Below are 16,737 nucleotides of genomic sequence, written 5' to 3'. Positions count from 1 at the left end.
GGCCTACGCCGTGCGGCGGATGATGCCCATCGGCGTGCTCTCGCGCCCCTGACCGAGGGGGTTGTCCAGCAGCAGCCGCTCCATGGCGCGGGTTCCGGCGCGGTCCATGGTGGAACCGAGCACATTCCCGCCCAGGTCGTTCATGTCGACGATCAGCACATCGACGTTCTTGCCGATGGCGTCGCGCAACTCGCGTGCGACGTGCGTCGGGCGATCGGGGGCGAGCACCACGTGCGAGTTGTATGGCGGGATGGTTCCGCTGGTCGGTCCATCGATTCCCCGGGCCTTGGGCCCGGCAACCCGATAGAAGTCGCCACGCCGGCCGAACAGCTTGGTCACCGCGGCGACCACGGCAGCAAAAAGGATGCGAGGGGTACCGCACTCTCGCAGCGCCATCTCCATGGTCTGCGGAAGTCCCAGGCCGATGCCGTTCGGGGTCTTGCTGACATGGTTGGACAGCCAGGTGGCCAGCTTGCGCGGCTCAATGGATTCCGTCGGAAACGAGCGACCCTGTGTGATGGCCACGATCTTCTCGGTCACGAAGAGAATGTCGCCGTCTTCCAGGCGGTCGACGGCGAAGTCGGTGACGACATCCGTGATGTCATCATCACTCAGCACCAGCTTGGTCTTGATGGGAATGCGCTGGTACCGCACGCCGTCCTGCACCGCTTCGAGCTGTTTGCCCGCGTTCGCCTCATCGGCCATCCCGGCGCACCTCTCTCCTGACCGCTCGCACCAGGCTTCTGCCTACTCCAGGTAGTCGCGCAGCGACTGGGAACGTGACGGATGGCGGAGCTTGGCCATGGTCTTCGACTCGATCTGGCGGATGCGCTCACGCGTCACGCCGAAGGTGTCACCGATCTGGTCCAGGGTCTTCGGCATGCCGTCGCCGAGACCGAAACGCATCCGGATGACGCCGGCTTCGCGCTCGGACAGGGAATCGAGCAGCGACTCCAGTTGCTTCTGCAGCATGGTGAATCCGACCGCGTCAGCAGGCACGACAGCCTCGGTATCCTCGATGAGGTCACCGAATTCGCTGTCACCGTCTTCGCCGAGCGGGGTGTGAAGGGAGATCGGCTCGCGACCGTACTTCTGCACCTCGACGACCTTCTCCGGGGTCATGTCGAGTTCGCGGGACAACTCTTCCGGGGTGGGCTCGCGACCGAGGTCCTGCAGCATCTGGCGCTGCACGCGGGCGAGCTTGTTGATGACCTCGACCATGTGCACCGGAATGCGGATGGTTCGGGCCTGGTCGGCCATGGCGCGGGTGATCGCCTGGCGGATCCACCAGGTGGCGTAGGTCGAGAACTTGAAGCCCTTGGTGTAGTCGAACTTCTCGACGGCACGGATGAGCCCCAGGTTGCCTTCCTGGATGAGGTCGAGGAACTGCATGCCGCGGCCCGTGTACCGCTTGGCCAGCGACACAACGAGGCGGAGGTTCGCGCCGAGCAGGTGGCTCTTGGCCCGCTGCCCGTCCTTGGCGACCCACTGAAGTTCACGCCGGGCGGCGGGCGACAGCTTGTCGGCCTCGTTGGCCAGCTTGTCCTCGGCGAACAACCCGGCCTCAATGCGCATGGCGAGTTCGACTTCCTCAGCCGCGTTCAGCAACGCGACCTTGCCGATCTGCTTCAGGTAGTCCTTGACCGGGTCGGCGGTGGCGCCGGTGATGGCGGCGGAGTAGACCGGAACTTCGTCTTCGTCGTCAACGAGCGACAGCACCAATGCGCCGGTCGGGAGGGCTTCGTCCTTACCGGTCGACTTGGTCTCGTCCGAGTCGTCGGCGTCGTCGTGCTCGTGATCCGTCGCCTTCGACTCGTCTTCATGCTCGTCGGCCTTGGCCTTGGCCCTGGCGCCGCGCTTGGCCGGCGCTTTCTTGGCGGCCGGCGCCTTCTTCGCGGGAGCCGTCTCCTCCGCAGTCTCAGCAGGCTCCTCGGGCGCAGCCTTCGCCCCCTTCACGGTCTTGGGGGCAGCCTTCTTGGCCGCAGCCTTCTTGGCCGGCACCTTCTTGTCAGCGGGAGCCTCGTCCTTGACGGCAGGCGCAGCCTTCTTCGTCGCAGCAGCCTTGGGCGCAGCCGTCTTCGTCGCAGCAGCCTTGGGCGCAGCCGTCTTCGTCGTAGCCGTCTTCGTCGCGGAAGCCTTGGCCGCAGCTTTCGTCTCCGCCTTCTTAGGGGCGGTCGCTTCCGGCGTCTGGTCCGTGGTGTCGGTGGTGGTCTTGGTTCGGGCAGCCATACGGTTACCTTTCATTCGGGTCGAAGCGCTGAGTCAGCCGCGAGGCAGTGGAGCAGTGCAGCGTCGTTGTTTGACAGCATCGTTTTTGGACAGCACCGTTTTTTGACAGCCTCGTTTTTGGACAGCATGAAGACCCATGTCAAGTCCTGGACATGCGCGCACTTCGAGTGCCGTCACTCCAAGACCATCAAACGGGTCTTGTCAACAATTATTGCATGCTTTGACCGGGCTTCCCGCCACGGCGCCGACGCTTCCATTCTCTAACCCATACAACCCACAAGGGGGCTACCTGTATTCCCTCTTCCTCGTGAAGGAGGCGTCGAGTGCGACGCCTGGCGTGCAGCATGGCAGCGATACCGGCCCCCACCACCACGAACTGCACGAGGAACGCCACGCGGAAGCCCTCCCACGAGAACAGCTCGTCCGGCAGTCCGGTCGCCATCCGCCAATGGTTCATGAGGTCGAGAATGGTCCCGATGAGGAACATGATGACGAAGGTGGCGAGGAATCCGCCGACGTTGACGATTCCAGTGGCGGAGCCCAGGCTTCGTTGCGGGTTGAACTGCCGCGCGAAGTCGAAACCGATCAATGAACCGGGGCCGCCGACGCCCAGGACGAGGATCAGGATACTGACCAGCCACAGCGGAGGCTCGGTCGGCCAGGCGAGGACGACAGCCCAGGCGGTCAACATCATTGTCACGGCGGTCAGGACCAGGTTCGACCGGCGCAACGGGAACAGTGCGGACAGGAGTCCGAGGATGGGGCCGGCGACCATTCCAGCCACGACCAGGAGGGCAAGGAGTCCCGCGGCAAGCTCGTTCGAGTAATGGAGTGCCCCCACCATGAACGGAAACCCCCAGAGCAGAGCGAAGACCGTCCCAGGCGATTGGGTGACGAAGTGCGACCAGAAGCCGAGCTGTGTTCCCGGCCGTCGCATGGCTTCTTTCAGCTGGCGTATCGACTGCCGGAAACCCCGGGCATGTTCTGCCGGGTTCAGCTTCTGCGGGCTGTTGGCGACGAACACCAGAACGATTAGGAGGACAACCGCTGAGGCCACGCCTGCGCTGGCGAACGCGGTGGTCCACCCGAATCCCTGAAGCAGCCAGGAAAACGGGACAACCGAAAGGATCTGGCCCAACTGGCCGATGTTCCCCGTCCACTGCGAAACCTGCGGCAGGATTCGGCCGGAGAACCAGAACGAGAGGAGCCTCAGCACCGATATGAACGTCATGGCGTCGCCGGCGCCGACCAACAGGCGGCCGAACAATGCGAAGCCGAGGTCCGCGGTAGACGCCAGCATCAGCTGTCCGGTCAGCATCAGCACGCCGCCGAAAACGATCAACACCTTCGGTCCGACCCGATCGAGAACCATCCCGACGGGCACCTGCAGCGCGGCGTAGACCACGATCTGAATGACGCCAAGGGACGAGAGCAGCGAAGCAGAGATCTCGAACCGTTCGATGGCCTCCACCCCGGCGACCCCGAGGGATGAGCGCTGGAGCACGGCAACCATGTAGGCGGCTACCGCAGCCCCCCACACCAGCCACGCCCGCGACGAATTCACGGTTAGAGCCTAGGCGAGACTCCAACGGCCGAATGCCGGTCACACCCGGTGTTAGAGGTGGTCCTCCGACGAGCCGTTGTCTTCCCCGTGCCTCCTGGTGGCGAGGAATTTCTCGAGCTCCGCCGCGATCTCATCGGCCGTCGGAAGCTCGCCGTCTTCATCCGTCAGCGGGGACCGCATCGGGTTTCCCGCCATATACGAGTCGTGGCGTTCCTCAAGAGCGCCGACCAGTTTGGCGAGTTCGGGGTTCCCCTCAACCTGGGCATCGATCTTGGCCACGAACTCGCGGCCCTCCTCACGAAGCTGGTCGGTCGGGAAGAGCAGCCCGGTAGCTGCCGACACCCCGTTGAGGGCGGCAACCGCGGCATCGGGATACTCAGTGTCTGCCAGGTAGTGCGGGATGAGCAGTACGATCCCGGCCGTGGGGAGTTCGGTGTTCTGCAGGCGGTACTCCACCAGGTGCATTGCATTGGACGGAACCTGGGTGTGCGGCTTCCACACCGACATCGCGTCGATCAACTCGGTGCGGTTCCCGCTCACTGTGACGCCGATCGACCTGGTGTGGGGCACCGGCATCGGAATCGCATGGACCCAGGTGGCGGATGCGACGTTCAGCCCGTCGATGAGCTCGAGGACTGCGGAGGTGAAGCGTTCCCACTGGAAGTCGGGCTCGTAGCCGCTGAGCAGCAGGAATTGCTGGCCGATCTCATCCTTCACCAGGTACAGCGCCAGCCTTGCCGGCCGGTAGTTGGTGAGGTGGTCCTGGTCGAAGTAGATCGTCGGCCGGCGGGCGCGGTAGTCGAGCAGCGAATCGTTGTCGAAGGTTGCGACCAGCCGATAATCAAGGCTGTCGGTGAGATATTCGGTGAACTGGGTGACCGCAGAGCCGGCGTCGGCGAAGCCGGTCAGGCCGGCAACGAGCGGAAGCCCCTCCGGGACGACGAACGCGTCGTCCTCCCACTCGAACAGGCCCTCTGGTGTAAGCATGCATTCACTCTAACCGCGGGTAACTGGGCACTTCGGCTGAACCGGCCGTTAGCCGAACGCCGTCAGCGAACAGCCGTAGCATGGGGCACATGACTGTGCCTGCGCTCGCCGTTTCCACCCAATCCCCCACCACCATCAGTACCGACGTCCTGGTCGTTGGAGTACACGCGACGGATGATGGCCCTCGCCTGGCGACCGACCTTCCCGAAGTCGCTTCCCTCGCCCCCCAGCTGGCCGCTATGGGCGTGTCGGGCGGCAAGGACGAACTCACCCGGCTGCCCGGGATCGGCTCAGCTGCGAGCGTCGCCCTGATCGGGCTCGGGCCGGGCGACGTTTCGCCCACCACACTCCGCTACGCCGCCGGTTCAGCCGCGCGCCAGCTTGTCGGCGTCGACTCGCTTGTGATCGCGCTGCCGATCAGCACCGACGCGGATGCCCTCGCCGTCCTCGAGGGTGCCGGTATCGGCGCGTACTCCTTCACCCGGTACCGTCACGCGTCGAAGGAGAAGACCAAGGTTCCCGCGACCACGATCACCGTCCACTCCACGCTGGAGACCGCAGGCACGATCGTTGACCGCGCCCTTACGGTGAGTGAGGCCACGCACCAGGTGCGCGACCTGGTGAACATGCCGCCGCTCGACCTGTACCCGGAGACCTTCGCTGACGCCGTCATCGAATACGCGGAAGGGCTTCCGGTGGAGGTGGAGGTGCTCGCGCAGGATGAGCTGACAGCGGGGGGCTTCGGCGGATTGCTCGGGGTCGGCTCCGGCTCCCCCCGTGGCCCGCGCCTGGTGAAGATCAGCTACCAGCCGGCAGGGGCTTCCAAGCACCTCGCCCTCGTCGGCAAGGGCATCACCTTCGACACCGGCGGGCTTTCCCTGAAGCCGCCGGCCTCGATGGTCGGCATGAAATACGACATGACCGGAGCCGCAACCGTCATGTCGACTGTGCTCGCTGCCGCCCGGCTCTCGCTGCCGCTGCGGATCACCGGCTGGTTGTGCCTGGCCGAGAACATGCCATCCGGAACGGCCATCCGACCGAATGACATCCTGCGGATTCGGGGCGGCAAGACGGTCGAGGTGCTGAACACCGATGCGGAGGGCCGCCTGGTCCTGGCCGACGGCCTGGTCGCAGCCGGTGAAGAGCATCCGGATGCCATCATCGACGTGGCAACACTGACCGGGGCCGCCATTGTCGCGCTGGGCAACCGCTATTCCGGCGTCATGGGTTCCGATGACCTGGTCGGCAGCGTGCTGGCAGTTGCCACCGAAGCGGGCGAGCCGATGTGGGGCATGCCCCTGCCCGAGGAGCTCCGCGCGTCGCTGAACACGGACGTCGCCGACATCGCCAACGCCAAGATCGGCAGCACGGCAGGCGGAATGCTGCTCGCCGGTGTCTTCCTGCAGGAATTCATCGGCACTGTGTCAGAGGATTCCTCCGACCGGATCCCCTGGGCGCACCTGGATATCGCCGGCTCATCGAACAACGGTGCCGGAGGTTATGGCTTCACCGGAAAGGGCCCGACGGCGGTAGCGGTGCGCACGCTGCTCGGCGTGGCAGAGGAAATTTCTCGGGCGTAGTAAGGTTTTTTGGGTACGAAACTTCCCTGAATCAGGCCCCGGCAGATCAGCCATGGGGTCACGCAGAAACCTGAACCACTAGGAGTTGCCGGGTGTCCGAACAGAATTTTGATGTTGTTGTCGTCGGTGGCGGAAGTGGCGGTTACGCTGCAGCCATCCGCGCATCCGAGCTCGGTCTCTCGGTCGGCCTGATCGAGAAGGACAAGCTCGGCGGCACCTGCCTGCACGTCGGCTGCATCCCCACCAAGGCGCTTCTCCACGCCGCAGAAGTAGCGGATGTCTCGCGCGACTCCGCGAAGTACGGCGTCAAGACCGCCTTCGAGGGCATCGACATCGCCGCAGTGACCGCGTACCGCGAGGAAGTGGTCGCCAGCAAGTACAAGGGCCTCGGCGGCCTCATCAAGGCTCGCGGCATCACCGTCATCGAGGGTGAGGGCAAGCTCGTTGCGCCGACCACCGTCGAGGTCGCAGGAAACCGGGTCACCGGCAAGAACGTGATCCTGGCTACCGGGTCGTACTCCCGCTCGCTCCCCGGCCTTGACATAGGCGGGCGCGTGATCACCTCGGAGCAGGCACTCGAACTCGACTTCGTTCCCAAGAAGGTTGCCGTCCTGGGCGGCGGCGTCATCGGCGTGGAGTTTTCGAGCGTGTGGAAGTCGTGGGGTGCTGAGGTCAGCATCATTGAGGCCCTGCCGCACCTGGTTCCCAACGAGGACGAGGCGATCAGCAAGCAGTTCGAGCGCGCATTCCGCAAGCGCGGCATCGAGTACACGCTCGGCGTGCGCTTCCAGAGCGTCACCCAGGACGAGAATGGCGTTGTCGTCACCCTGGAGAACGGCAAGACCATCGAGGCGGAGTTGCTGCTGGTTGCTGTCGGACGCGGTCCGTCCACAGCCGGAATCGGGCTCGAGGAGGTCGGCGTGGAGCTGGACCGCGGGTTCGTCATCACCAATGAGCGCCTGGCCACGAACCTGCCGAACGTGTATGCCGTCGGAGACATCGTGCCCGGCCTGCAGTTGGCGCACCGCGGCTTCCAGCAGGGCATCTTCGTCGCTGAGGAGATTGCCGGGCTGAACCCGCAGGTCATTGCCGATGTCAACATCCCGAAGGTCACCTACTCCGACCCTGAGGTGGCCTCGATCGGGCTCACCGAGGCGAAGGCGAAGGAAGCCCATGGAGCGGACAAGGTTTCGAGCTACGACTACAACCTCGCCGGTAACGGCAAGAGCCACATCATCGGAACCTCAGGGCTCATCAAGGTGGTGCGGGTGAACGATGGTCCGGTGGTCGGAGTCCACATGATCGGCGCTCGCGTCGGGGAGCTCATCAGCGAGGCTCAATTGGCGGTCAACTGGGAGGCGTACCCGGAGGACATTGCACCGCTTATCCACGCCCACCCGACCCAGAGCGAAGCGCTCGGCGAAGCGTTCCTTGCCCTGGCCGGGAAGCCTCTGCACGCAATGTAGCGTCCGGGCCGGCGCGTATGAGGGCAACCGATTGGTGAATCTCTGCTCGTTTCATGGCAGCCAGACGCAGGCAAACTAAGCTGAACCCAACAACACTGCTATAAGGAGCAACACTGATGAGCCAATCCGTCAACCTCCCGGCACTCGGAGAGAGTGTCACCGAGGGCACGGTAACGCGCTGGCTGAAGAACGTGGGCGACCACGTCGAGGTCGACGAACCGCTGGTCGAAGTGTCCACTGACAAGGTGGACACCGAGATTCCTTCGCCGATTGCCGGTGTGATCGAGCAGATCCTCGTCCAGGAGGACGAGACCGTCGAGGTCGGCACTGCTCTCGTCACCATCGGCGACGGAAGGTCCGGTGGCGCTGACGAAGCGCCCGCAGCCCCGGCAGAGGAAGAGCCGGCAGCAGCCGAGGCTCCCCCCGAGCAGGCGCCGGCTGCCGCAGAAGCGCCCGCAGAAGAGGCGCCGGCCGAACCTGCTCCAGCAGCAGCAGCAGCAGCTCCGGCTGACCAGGCACCAGCCGAACCAGCCCCAGCAGCAGCGGCAGCAGAAGCACCGGCACCGGAGGCGGCACCAGCCGCCGCCGAGGCGCCAGAGACACCGGCACCGGCACCGGCACCGGAGCAGACGGCAGCAGAGCAGCCCGCGCCCGCAGTCCCGGCTGCCGAAGCTCGGGCCCAGGCGCCAGCCGAGCAGCGGGAATTCCTGCCGTCATCGGTTCCGTCGGCCATACCGTCGAACGACGCTCCGGCACCGGCGGCAGAACCGCAGGCCCCGCGTGAGCCTTCGGTTGTGGCGAACGCCGGCTACGTGACCCCCCTGGTTCGCAAGCTGGCCAACGAGCGCGGCATCGACCTCACCACCGTGAGCGGTACCGGCGTCGGCGGCCGCATCCGCAAGGAAGACCTCACGGCCGCTCCCGCACCGGCCGCACCGGCCGCAGAGGCGGCTCCGGTTGCCGAGGTGGAGGTGTCACCGCTGCGCGGAACGACAGTTCCGATGTCTCGCTTGCGCAAGATCATTGCAGAGCGCGCCGTCGCTTCGATGCAGGCATCCGCCCAGCTCACGTCCGTGGTCGAAGTGGACGTCACGAAGGTTGCGAACTTCCGAGACCAGGTCAAGGGCGACTTCCACAAGAGCACGGGCAACAAGCTGTCATTCCTGCCATTCTTCGCACTTGCCACCGCCGAAGCGCTGAAGTCGTACCCGATCGTCAACGCGACGATCGATGGCGACAGCATCGTCTACCCGGCGCAGGAGAACATGAGCATCGCCGTCGACACCGAGCGCGGACTGCTCACGCCGGTGATCAGTGACGCCGGTTCGCTCAACCTTGCCGAATTGGCCGCCCAGATCGCTGACCTGGCCGCCCGCACCCGCGACAACAAGCTGACCCCGGATGAACTCAGTGGTGGAACGTTCACGCTGACCAACACCGGATCCCGTGGGGCATTGTTCGACACGCCGGTGGTATTCATGCCGCAATCCGCGATCCTGGGCACCGGAATCGTCACCAAGCGCCCCGTGGTCGTGACCACTGACGGAAGCGACTCGATCGCCATCCGCTCGATGGTCTACCTGGCGCTGTCCTACGATCACCGCATCGTCGATGGTGCGGATGCTTCGCGCTTCCTCGTGCAGGTCAAGAACCGCCTCGAGGCGGGCGACTTCGCGGGCGACCTCGGAATCTGAAGAGACGGCATCTAACCAACGAACGGTGCAGCGCCTTCCAGGAGGCTCCTGATCCGCCAGCCAGCCTCGGTCCTGATCATCAGGACCGAGGCTGTGGCGTTTCCAGAAGGTTCACCGAGCCCTGGATCCACAGCCAGCAGTACCGTGTCGCCCATACGGTCGATGATGCTAACGCCGCTTCCCGCGAAAACGTCCTCGTCAAGCTCACCGCCGTCCTCCACGCCCTGGATGCGGGTGGCGTCCGCGTGCCAGGCAGCGGAGTCGGCCTGGTGCACGGTATCGAGACAGAGGATCGAGCGTTCTCGCAGGCATTGCTCACGTCGTTCCAGCAACGCCACTGCGGCGGCAACAGGATCGTCACCGGCGGCGACGCTCGGTGCGACTGGTTGTACCGGAACCGTCAGGGCATCGACAGTGGCATCGGCATTGCCGGCTCTTGGTGCAGCTTCCGGTACCTGGGCCAGGGTGATTGCCACGACTACGGCGAGAAGTCCGCTCCCGGCTACAAGCCAGACGCGCCTCCTGACCCGCCGGATCGCGTCCACCGTGCCGGCCAGACGGTCGACAAGCCACTCCGGTAGCCTCTCCGCCTGGCGAGCCGTCCACTCGGCTGCTCCCGTACGCTCCGGTGCGTCGACCACCGGGCTGACAGCTCGGCCCACATCGAACCGGTGCGGAACCACAGCCTGCGTCGCGTCCGGGCTGAAGTTCACCGGGACAGCGTCAGAGAACGCGAACAGGCCGCGCGCCAATTGTGCCGGGTAGCCGGGGACGCGTCGTTGTTCAGCCACCCAGGCGGAGAAGTCGCCGGCACGCACCGCCGGGTCGACCACGCGGGCAAGCACCGACCTGACCAGGGCCGTCAGAGCATCCAGGTCGGTGGACACTCCGGCATTCGCATCGAGTTGTGCCGGTGTGATGGGCTGCCCATCACCGGGCGTGATCACCGTGGAGGCGCCGAACCCGCTCAGCACGGGGGCGCCCGTGGCGTCGAACAGCACCGCAGCGGGCCCGATGCGCCCGTGAGTCACACCCAGCCGGTGCAGCTCAGAGACCGCCGCGACAAGCGGGGCGAGTATGGTGACGGCCTCCCCCGCCTCCAGCGAACGCCGGTCCGCGAGCAGGCGAGCCAGCCCGCTCGGCTCCAACCGTTGCAGGATGAGGCTCGGGGTGTTCCGGGGCCCGGTGGCAAGGTCGAGGAGGCGCACGATGTGGGGGTGACCCAGGCGGCTCAGCGCGGTGATCTCCGCGTCGATGGCCTCGTCAGGGGTGCCGTCCTTGAACACCTTGACGGCTGCCAGCTCCGGTGTGCCATCCGGCCTGCGACCGGCGTGCCCCAGGTACACGTCTGCGCGGCTGCCCGAGCCGAGTCTCCGAATGATGCGATATCCGCCGATCGAGTCCACTCCCCCACCCTGAAGGCATGCCGCCGTCAGACTGGCTGCTCTACGGGACTGGTGAACTCCTCCTGCGCTGGCGACGCAGTGAGGAGAAGAGGGTGCGTGAGGCCGTATCCTTATGGGTATGGCCCGAACTAAAGACAAGGCACCCAAGCCGCCCAAGGAAGACGGTCGTCTGAAGCAGATGTACCGGGTCTTCCAGATGACCCGCCGCTACGACCCGAACTCCGTCTGGTGGATGGCGGGGGGCTTCGCGCTTCCCTTGATCCTCGGTGTCGTGATCGGTATCGTCACCTCCGGCGGTGCGGTGTTCCCACTGATCCTGTGGATCGTCTCAGGTCTGATGGCCGGCGTGCTCGCCTTCCTGATCATCCTCGGCCGGCGCGCGGAGAAGGCTGCCTACTCCCAGATCCAGGGCCAGCCTGGCGCCGTCGGCGCCGTGCTCAAGAGTTCGCTTCGGCGAGGCTGGACTGCCAGCGAGCTTCCGGTCGCCGTGAGCCCGAAAACCCAGGATGCCGTCTACCGGGCGGTCGGACGCGGTGGCGTCGTGCTGATCGCCGAAGGACCGAAATCGCGCACGACGAAGATGTTGGACGAGGAGCGTCGCAAGGTCGCGCGTATCCTTCCCAACGTCTCGGTGCACTTCCTGCACGTCGGGCCGGATGAAGGCTCTGTGCCGCTGCACAAGATCCCATCGACGCTCGGCAAGTACAAGAAGGCACTCAACAAGGCGGAGATCTACGCGGTCAGCAACCGGATGTCGTCGCTCACCAAGGGCAGCCTGCCGATCCCCAAGGGTGTCGACCCGTTCAAGGCGCGCGCGCCGAGGCCTCGCTAACGCGTCAGCGCCTCACCAGCACAGTTCCCGCGATCTTGTCGTGGAGTCCACGCTGGTCTGTATCCCAGATCAGTGGCGGAATCACCGCGCAGACCAGCACGGTGCGCACCACCGGCCGCCACCAGCCGATCCAGCCGCCTGTGATGGGCACAACCCTCAGCCCGACGAGAAGGTGGCCGATGCCGCCGGCGACGAGCGTGATGAACACGATTTGCGTGATGGCGAAGATCAGGGTGGATGCCAATCCGTTGTACTGGAAGAACACGGCTGACAGCAGGGCGGCCAAGGCGAAGTCGATGGCCAGTGCTGCAATCCGCCGGCCCGGACGGGCCACCGATCTGGGGCCGGATTCGGGAAGGCCGAGCCGCTCCCCCGGCCAGCGGGGGGAGGCGCCGGTAGGCTGGGTAGTGGTGGAGGGCATCCGTCAATCCTATGAGAACCGGCTGACGTAACACCGCCGAAACATTTGCGACACCGCCGGGAAATCCCGTGCCGCTAACCTCCCCACGTGGCTGCGAACGCAGTTGCATCGACAACCAGGACCAGTTGGAGTTCAACCACATGTTCACTGATTCAGCCGAGGTACTCCAGTACATCAAGGACAACGATGTGAAGTTCCTTGATATCCGCTTCACCGACCTGCCAGGAGTGCAGCAGCACTTCAACATCCCGGCATCGACGGTGGACGAGGAGTTCTTCACCGTCGGCCAGCTCTTCGACGGCTCGTCGATCCGGGGCTTCGCGTCGATCCACGAGTCGGACATGCAGCTCATTCCTGATGTCACCACCGCTTACATCGACCCGTTCCGCGTCGAGACCACGCTGATCATGCTCTTCGACATCTACAACCCGCGGAACGGCGAGATCTACGCCCGCGACCCGCGCCAGGTGGCCAAGAAGGCCGAGAAGTACCTGAGTTCGACCGGCATCGCCGACACCGCGTTCTTCGCCCCAGAGGCAGAGTTCTACATCTTCGACGACGTTCGCTACGAGACCAGGCAGAACTCCAGCTTCTTCTCGGTGGACTCCGAAGAGGGCGCGTGGAACAGCGGGCGCGTCGAGGAAGGCGGGAACCTGGCCAACAAGACGCCGTTCAAGGGCGGCTACTTCCCCGTCAGCCCGGTCGACAAGCAGGCTGACCTGCGCGACGACATCTGCCTCAAGCTGATCGATGCCGGACTCATCCTCGAACGGTCCCACCATGAGGTGGGTTCCGGTGGGCAGGCCGAGATCAACTACCGGTTCGACACCATGGTCACCGCGGCAGACGACATCCTCAAGTTCAAGTACATCGTCAAGAACACGGCGGAAGAATGGGGCAAGACTGCCACATTCATGCCGAAGCCGCTGTTCGGCGACAACGGATCGGGAATGCACGTGCACCAGTCGCTGTGGAGCGACGGTAAGCCGCTGTTCTACGACGAGAGCGGCTACGGCGGCCTCAGCGACCTCGCGCGCTGGTACATCGGCGGACTGCTCAAGCACGCCCCGGCTGTTCTGGCGTTCACCAACCCGACGCTCAACTCGTTCCGTCGTCTCGTCCCCGGTTTCGAGGCTCCGGTCAACCTGGTCTACTCGGCCGGCAACCGCTCGGCTGCCATCCGCATCCCGATCACCGGTACCAACCCGAAGGCGAAGCGCATCGAGTTCCGGGCACCGGATGCCTCGGGCAACCCCTACCTCGCATTCGCGGCCCAGCTGATGGCCGGCCTGGACGGGATCAAGAACCGCATCGAGCCTCATGAGCCGGTCGACAAGGACCTGTACGAACTGCCGCCTGAGGAGGCGCGGAACATCCCGCAGCTCCCGGCGTCGCTCGAGGCAGCCCTCGAGGCTCTGGAGGAAGACCACGACTTCCTGCTCGCAGGAGGGGTGTTCACGATGGACCTCATCGAGACCTGGATCGCGTACAAGCGCGAGAAGGAGATCCTGCCGGCAGCCCAGCGGCCGACTCCGATCGAGTACGAGCTGTACTACGGAGTCTAGCCTTCGACAAGCCGGGCCAGTCAGCCGGTGGCGGGCTCGAAATCATCCGTGATGCCGTAGAAGTGCCGTTCGAAGACGGTCCTCGACAACCTGGTCACGCGCAGGTAGTCGTCCTCCAGCTGGCTGGCTGAGCCCGGCGGATAGCCCATCAGCCGGGCGACGCCATCCAGTTGCTGCCGATCCCGGGGCAGCACATCGGAGGTTTTCGCGCTCCAGAGGGTCATCGCGGACCTCGCACGCGCGGCGAAGATCCAGGCGCTGCGTAGCTTGGCCGCATCCTCTTCGGGTACCAGGGAGTGCTTCACCGAGGTGGCCAGCGCGTCGAGAGTCGAGGTCGTCCGCAGCTCCTCGACAGCGGCGCCGTGCTGCAATTGAAGAAGCTGCACGAACCATTCGACGTCGCTGAGCGACCCGCGCCCCAGCTTCAGGTGGCGGTTGGGGTCAGCGCCCTGCGGGAGTCGCTCAGACTCCACCCTGGCCTTGATGCGCTTCACCTCACGAACCTGCTGGTCGGTGATCGCCAGCGGAAAGCGCACCTCATCGGCCAGGGCGTCGAAGGCGCGCCGAAGTGCCTCATCCCCCACCATGCCCTTGGCGCGGAGCAACGCCTGCGCCTCCCAGGTGAGCGACCAGCGCTCGTAGTACGCGCGATACGAGTCCAGGGAACGGACGACAGCGCCGTTCTTACCCTCCGGCCGCAAGTCGATGTCCAGGTCGAGCGTCAGCTTGAGGTCGTCCGAGAGCCTCAGCAACTCCGACACCAAGTGCTCCGCGCGCTTCTGGGCGTCTGCGGGGGTGGCGGACAATGCGCGGTAGACGTACATGACATCCGTGTCCGAACCGAAGCCGAGTTCCCGGCCGCCGTACCTGCCCATGCCGATTATGGCGAATTCGATTCCGTCGTTGTCGCGGCGCAGGGAGTCCAGCAGTCCGCTGAGCAGTGTCGTGGTGACATCCGCCAGCGCGTGGCCCAGCTGGGCTGAATCGATGAATCCGAGCATCCAGCCCAGCGCCAGCCGGAGCACCTCGCGACGGCGCGCCGCCTTCAGTACGGTAGCGGCAGCATCCGGGTCGTCATAGCGCGCAACGGTCGCCTTCGCCTCTTCCGCGAGGGTCGCCGCCGACCGCGGAAGCAGCTCAGCCTCGTGCTCAAGCCAGGCGGCGGCCTCAGGAATGACCTCGAACAGGCCGCCGATGTACCGGGAGCCGGAGAGCACCCGCGTCAGGCGGCTGGCAGCGCCAGAGGAGTCTCGCAGCATCCGCAGGAACCAATGCGACTCCCCCAGGTCCTCATTGAGCCTGCGGAAGCTGAGAAGGCCGTAATCGGGGTCCGCGCCGTCGGCCAGCCATTGCAGCATCACCGGCAGCAGCGTGCGCTGGATCTGTGCCCGACGCGAAACCCCGGCGATCATGGCACGGATGTGGCTGAGCGCACCCTTCGCATCGACGAAACCGATCGCAGCAAGGCGTGCGGATGCCTGGTCGCTGGTCAGCGCGAAATCCTCCTCCGGGAGAGCCGCCACCGCCGACAGGAGCGGCCGGTAGAACAAGCGTTCGTGCAGAGTGCGCACCGCGCGCTTGGTGGCATGCCACCGCTCGACCAGCGCATCCGCCCCCGCGTTGATGCCCACCGCACGCGCCAGCACCCGCAACTCGTCACGGTCGCGCGGCATGTGGTGGGTGCGCTGCAGGCCCGTGAGTTGGAGCCGATGCTCCAGCAACCGGAGGAACCGGTAGTGCTCGGCGAACGCCGCGGACTCCGTGCGCCCGATATAGCCTTGCGCGGCCAGTGCCTCCAGGGCAGCGAGGGTTCCCCGCTGGTGGACAACATCATCCGTCTGCCCGTGAACCAACTGCAGCAACTGGATGGTGAACTCGATATCCCGCAGTCCGCCTGGTCCCAGCTTCAGCTGGACATCAACTTCGTCAGCCGGAATGTTCTCGGTGACGCGCTCCCGCATCCGCTGGACACCTTCGACGAAACCGTCACGGGAGGCGCTCGACCAGACCTTCGGGGCCATGCCGGCCACGTACCGGTCACCCAGCTCGCGGTCGCCGGCAAGCGGTCGGGCCTTGATCATGGCCTGGAATTCCCAGCTCTTGGCCCAGCGTTCGTAGTAGGCCAGGTGCGACTCCAGGGTGCGCACCAGCGCGCCATCCTTGCCCTCCGGCCGCAGGTTGGCATCGACCTCCCACAGCGGTGGCTCCCGGCTCACCCCGTGGACGCCGCGCATCGTCTGGACGGCCAGGGCGGTGGCGACCTGCACGGCACGCTCCACCTCGATCCCCGTCGTTGCCTCCACCACGAAGATCACGTCGACATCGCTCACATAGTTCAGTTCGCGGGCGCCGGCCTTGCCCATGCCGATCACCGCAAGCCGGGTCGCAGCCACCTCCTCCGGCGGGAACGGCACGTGCCGTCGGGCGACGGCGAGGGCGGCATCCAGCGCGGCGCCGGCAAGGTCCGACAGGGCGCGCGTCACCTCGTCGATCGCACCAACCGGATCCGGCCGACCAAGGTCGTAGGCGGCCAACCTGGCGAGCTGGCTCCGGTAGCGGATGCGCAGCGCGTCCCAGGCTTCCTCCTCCCCCGCGGCATCCGCCACCGACTGCAGCATGACGCTGCGGTACTCCTCGACTGAAGGTGGCTCGATGACCGGGTCGGCCAGGGCGGTGAGCTCCGTCGGGTGACGCAGGAAGAACTCCGCAATCCCGCCCGACGCGCCGAGAGTGCGGATGAGCCGCCGAGCGGCATCCGGTTTGCCCAGGAGCGGTTCGACGTCGGCGCGAGAGGCCAGCAGGAGGTCGTTCAGCCTGGCCAGCGCCTGATCGGGGTTGGCAGCATCCGAGAAGACCGGAAGCACCTGGTCGATCGGGTGAACCTCCGAGACCTCCGCGATGAGGGAAGCCGCCCGGCCGAGGGAGGCGAACCCGAGGCGCGCCAGCGCGGTGAGGCTGCTACTCGGACGTGACATCGCGGAACCCGGACAGCG

12 protein-coding genes are annotated in these 16,737 nt (G+C 65.6%); 5 read left to right on the top strand and 7 right to left on the bottom strand.

The features are described 5' to 3' along the window. Positions 1-3 precede the first annotated feature (3 nt). From ACX3O0_RS03970 to ACX3O0_RS03955, 4 genes are all read right to left on the bottom strand, one after another. Positions 4-705 (bottom strand): coenzyme F420-0:L-glutamate ligase, encoded by a 702-nt coding sequence (locus tag ACX3O0_RS03970; RefSeq protein ID WP_459106870.1) that lies wholly within the window; start codon positions 703-705, stop codon positions 4-6. A 42-nt stretch (positions 706-747) separates the two neighbouring features. Then, complete coding sequence (locus ACX3O0_RS03965; protein ID WP_459106869.1) at positions 748-2,229, bottom strand: RNA polymerase sigma factor; 1,482 nt, start codon at positions 2,227-2,229, stop codon at positions 748-750. A gap of 208 nt (positions 2,230-2,437) precedes the next feature. Continuing rightward, entirely contained in the window at positions 2,438-3,793 is a 1,356-nt protein-coding gene (locus tag ACX3O0_RS03960; RefSeq protein ID WP_459091197.1) for an MFS transporter, read from the bottom strand. A gap of 51 nt (positions 3,794-3,844) precedes the next feature. Continuing rightward, the gene (locus ACX3O0_RS03955; RefSeq protein ID WP_459091195.1) at positions 3,845-4,780 is read right to left on the bottom strand and encodes a proteasome assembly chaperone family protein; all 936 of its coding nucleotides are present in this window, start codon (positions 4,778-4,780) and stop codon (positions 3,845-3,847) included. Positions 4,781-4,869: 89 nt separating this feature from the next. On the opposite strand from ACX3O0_RS03955, the gene ACX3O0_RS03950 reads away from it, so the two are divergent. The 3 genes from ACX3O0_RS03950 to ACX3O0_RS03940 all read left to right on the top strand — a co-directional run bounded on the left by ACX3O0_RS03950 (position 4,870) and on the right by ACX3O0_RS03940 (position 9,520). Continuing rightward, positions 4,870-6,360 (top strand): leucyl aminopeptidase, encoded by a 1,491-nt coding sequence (locus ACX3O0_RS03950; RefSeq protein ID WP_459091193.1) that lies wholly within the window; start codon positions 4,870-4,872, stop codon positions 6,358-6,360. A gap of 92 nt (positions 6,361-6,452) precedes the next feature. Then, a complete protein-coding gene (lpdA, locus tag ACX3O0_RS03945) occupies positions 6,453-7,826 on the top strand; it encodes a dihydrolipoyl dehydrogenase (RefSeq protein WP_459106868.1) in 1,374 nt (457 codons plus the stop codon). A gap of 116 nt (positions 7,827-7,942) precedes the next feature. Next, a complete protein-coding gene (locus ACX3O0_RS03940; protein WP_459106867.1) occupies positions 7,943-9,520 on the top strand; it encodes a 2-oxo acid dehydrogenase subunit E2 in 1,578 nt (525 codons plus the stop codon). A gap of 11 nt (positions 9,521-9,531) precedes the next feature. Here ACX3O0_RS03940 and ACX3O0_RS03935 read toward each other — a convergent pair whose 3' ends face one another. Then, a complete protein-coding gene (locus ACX3O0_RS03935) occupies positions 9,532-10,926 on the bottom strand; it encodes a protein kinase domain-containing protein (protein ID WP_459106866.1) in 1,395 nt (464 codons plus the stop codon). A 118-nt stretch (positions 10,927-11,044) separates the two neighbouring features. Between ACX3O0_RS03935 and ACX3O0_RS03930 the strand changes: the two genes are divergently transcribed. Further along, the gene (locus ACX3O0_RS03930; protein WP_459091186.1) at positions 11,045-11,758 is read left to right on the top strand and encodes a DUF4191 domain-containing protein; all 714 of its coding nucleotides are present in this window, start codon (positions 11,045-11,047) and stop codon (positions 11,756-11,758) included. 4 nt (positions 11,759-11,762) lie between these two features. On the opposite strand, the gene ACX3O0_RS03925 is transcribed toward ACX3O0_RS03930, so the two are convergent. Next, a complete protein-coding gene (locus ACX3O0_RS03925; protein WP_459106865.1) occupies positions 11,763-12,179 on the bottom strand; it encodes an RDD family protein in 417 nt (138 codons plus the stop codon). Positions 12,180-12,319: 140 nt separating this feature from the next. On the opposite strand from ACX3O0_RS03925, the gene glnA reads away from it, so the two are divergent. Then, entirely contained in the window at positions 12,320-13,744 is a 1,425-nt protein-coding gene (glnA, locus tag ACX3O0_RS03920; protein ID WP_459106864.1) for a type I glutamate--ammonia ligase, read from the top strand. Positions 13,745-13,764: 20 nt separating this feature from the next. Here the strand turns inward: glnA and ACX3O0_RS03915 are convergent, their stop codons facing one another. Beyond that, a complete protein-coding gene (locus tag ACX3O0_RS03915) occupies positions 13,765-16,719 on the bottom strand; it encodes a bifunctional [glutamine synthetase] adenylyltransferase/[glutamine synthetase]-adenylyl-L-tyrosine phosphorylase (protein WP_459106863.1) in 2,955 nt (984 codons plus the stop codon). Positions 16,720-16,737 lie beyond the last annotated feature (18 nt).

The sequence above is a fragment of the Homoserinimonas sp. A447 genome (assembly GCF_054489325.1).
The sequence above is the reverse complement of the archived record's forward strand: the minus strand, read 5'-3'. Positions and strand labels throughout refer to the sequence as shown.

Coding starts and splice junctions, on each gene's coding strand:
- ACX3O0_RS03930 (WP_459091186.1), top strand. CDS start 11,045: ATGGCCCGAACTAAAGACAAGGCACCCAAGCCGCCCAAGGAAGACGGT.
- ACX3O0_RS03965 (WP_459106869.1), bottom strand. CDS start 2,229: ATGGCTGCCCGAACCAAGACCACCACCGACACCACGGACCAGACGCCG.
- ACX3O0_RS03955 (WP_459091195.1), bottom strand. CDS start 4,780: ATGCTTACACCAGAGGGCCTGTTCGAGTGGGAGGACGACGCGTTCGTC.
- ACX3O0_RS03925 (WP_459106865.1), bottom strand. CDS start 12,179: ATGCCCTCCACCACTACCCAGCCTACCGGCGCCTCCCCCCGCTGGCCG.
- ACX3O0_RS03940 (WP_459106867.1), top strand. CDS start 7,943: ATGAGCCAATCCGTCAACCTCCCGGCACTCGGAGAGAGTGTCACCGAG.
- ACX3O0_RS03950 (WP_459091193.1), top strand. CDS start 4,870: ATGACTGTGCCTGCGCTCGCCGTTTCCACCCAATCCCCCACCACCATC.
- ACX3O0_RS03970 (WP_459106870.1), bottom strand. CDS start 705: ATGGCCGATGAGGCGAACGCGGGCAAACAGCTCGAAGCGGTGCAGGAC.
- glnA (WP_459106864.1), top strand. CDS start 12,320: ATGTTCACTGATTCAGCCGAGGTACTCCAGTACATCAAGGACAACGAT.
- ACX3O0_RS03915 (WP_459106863.1), bottom strand. CDS start 16,719: ATGTCACGTCCGAGTAGCAGCCTCACCGCGCTGGCGCGCCTCGGGTTC.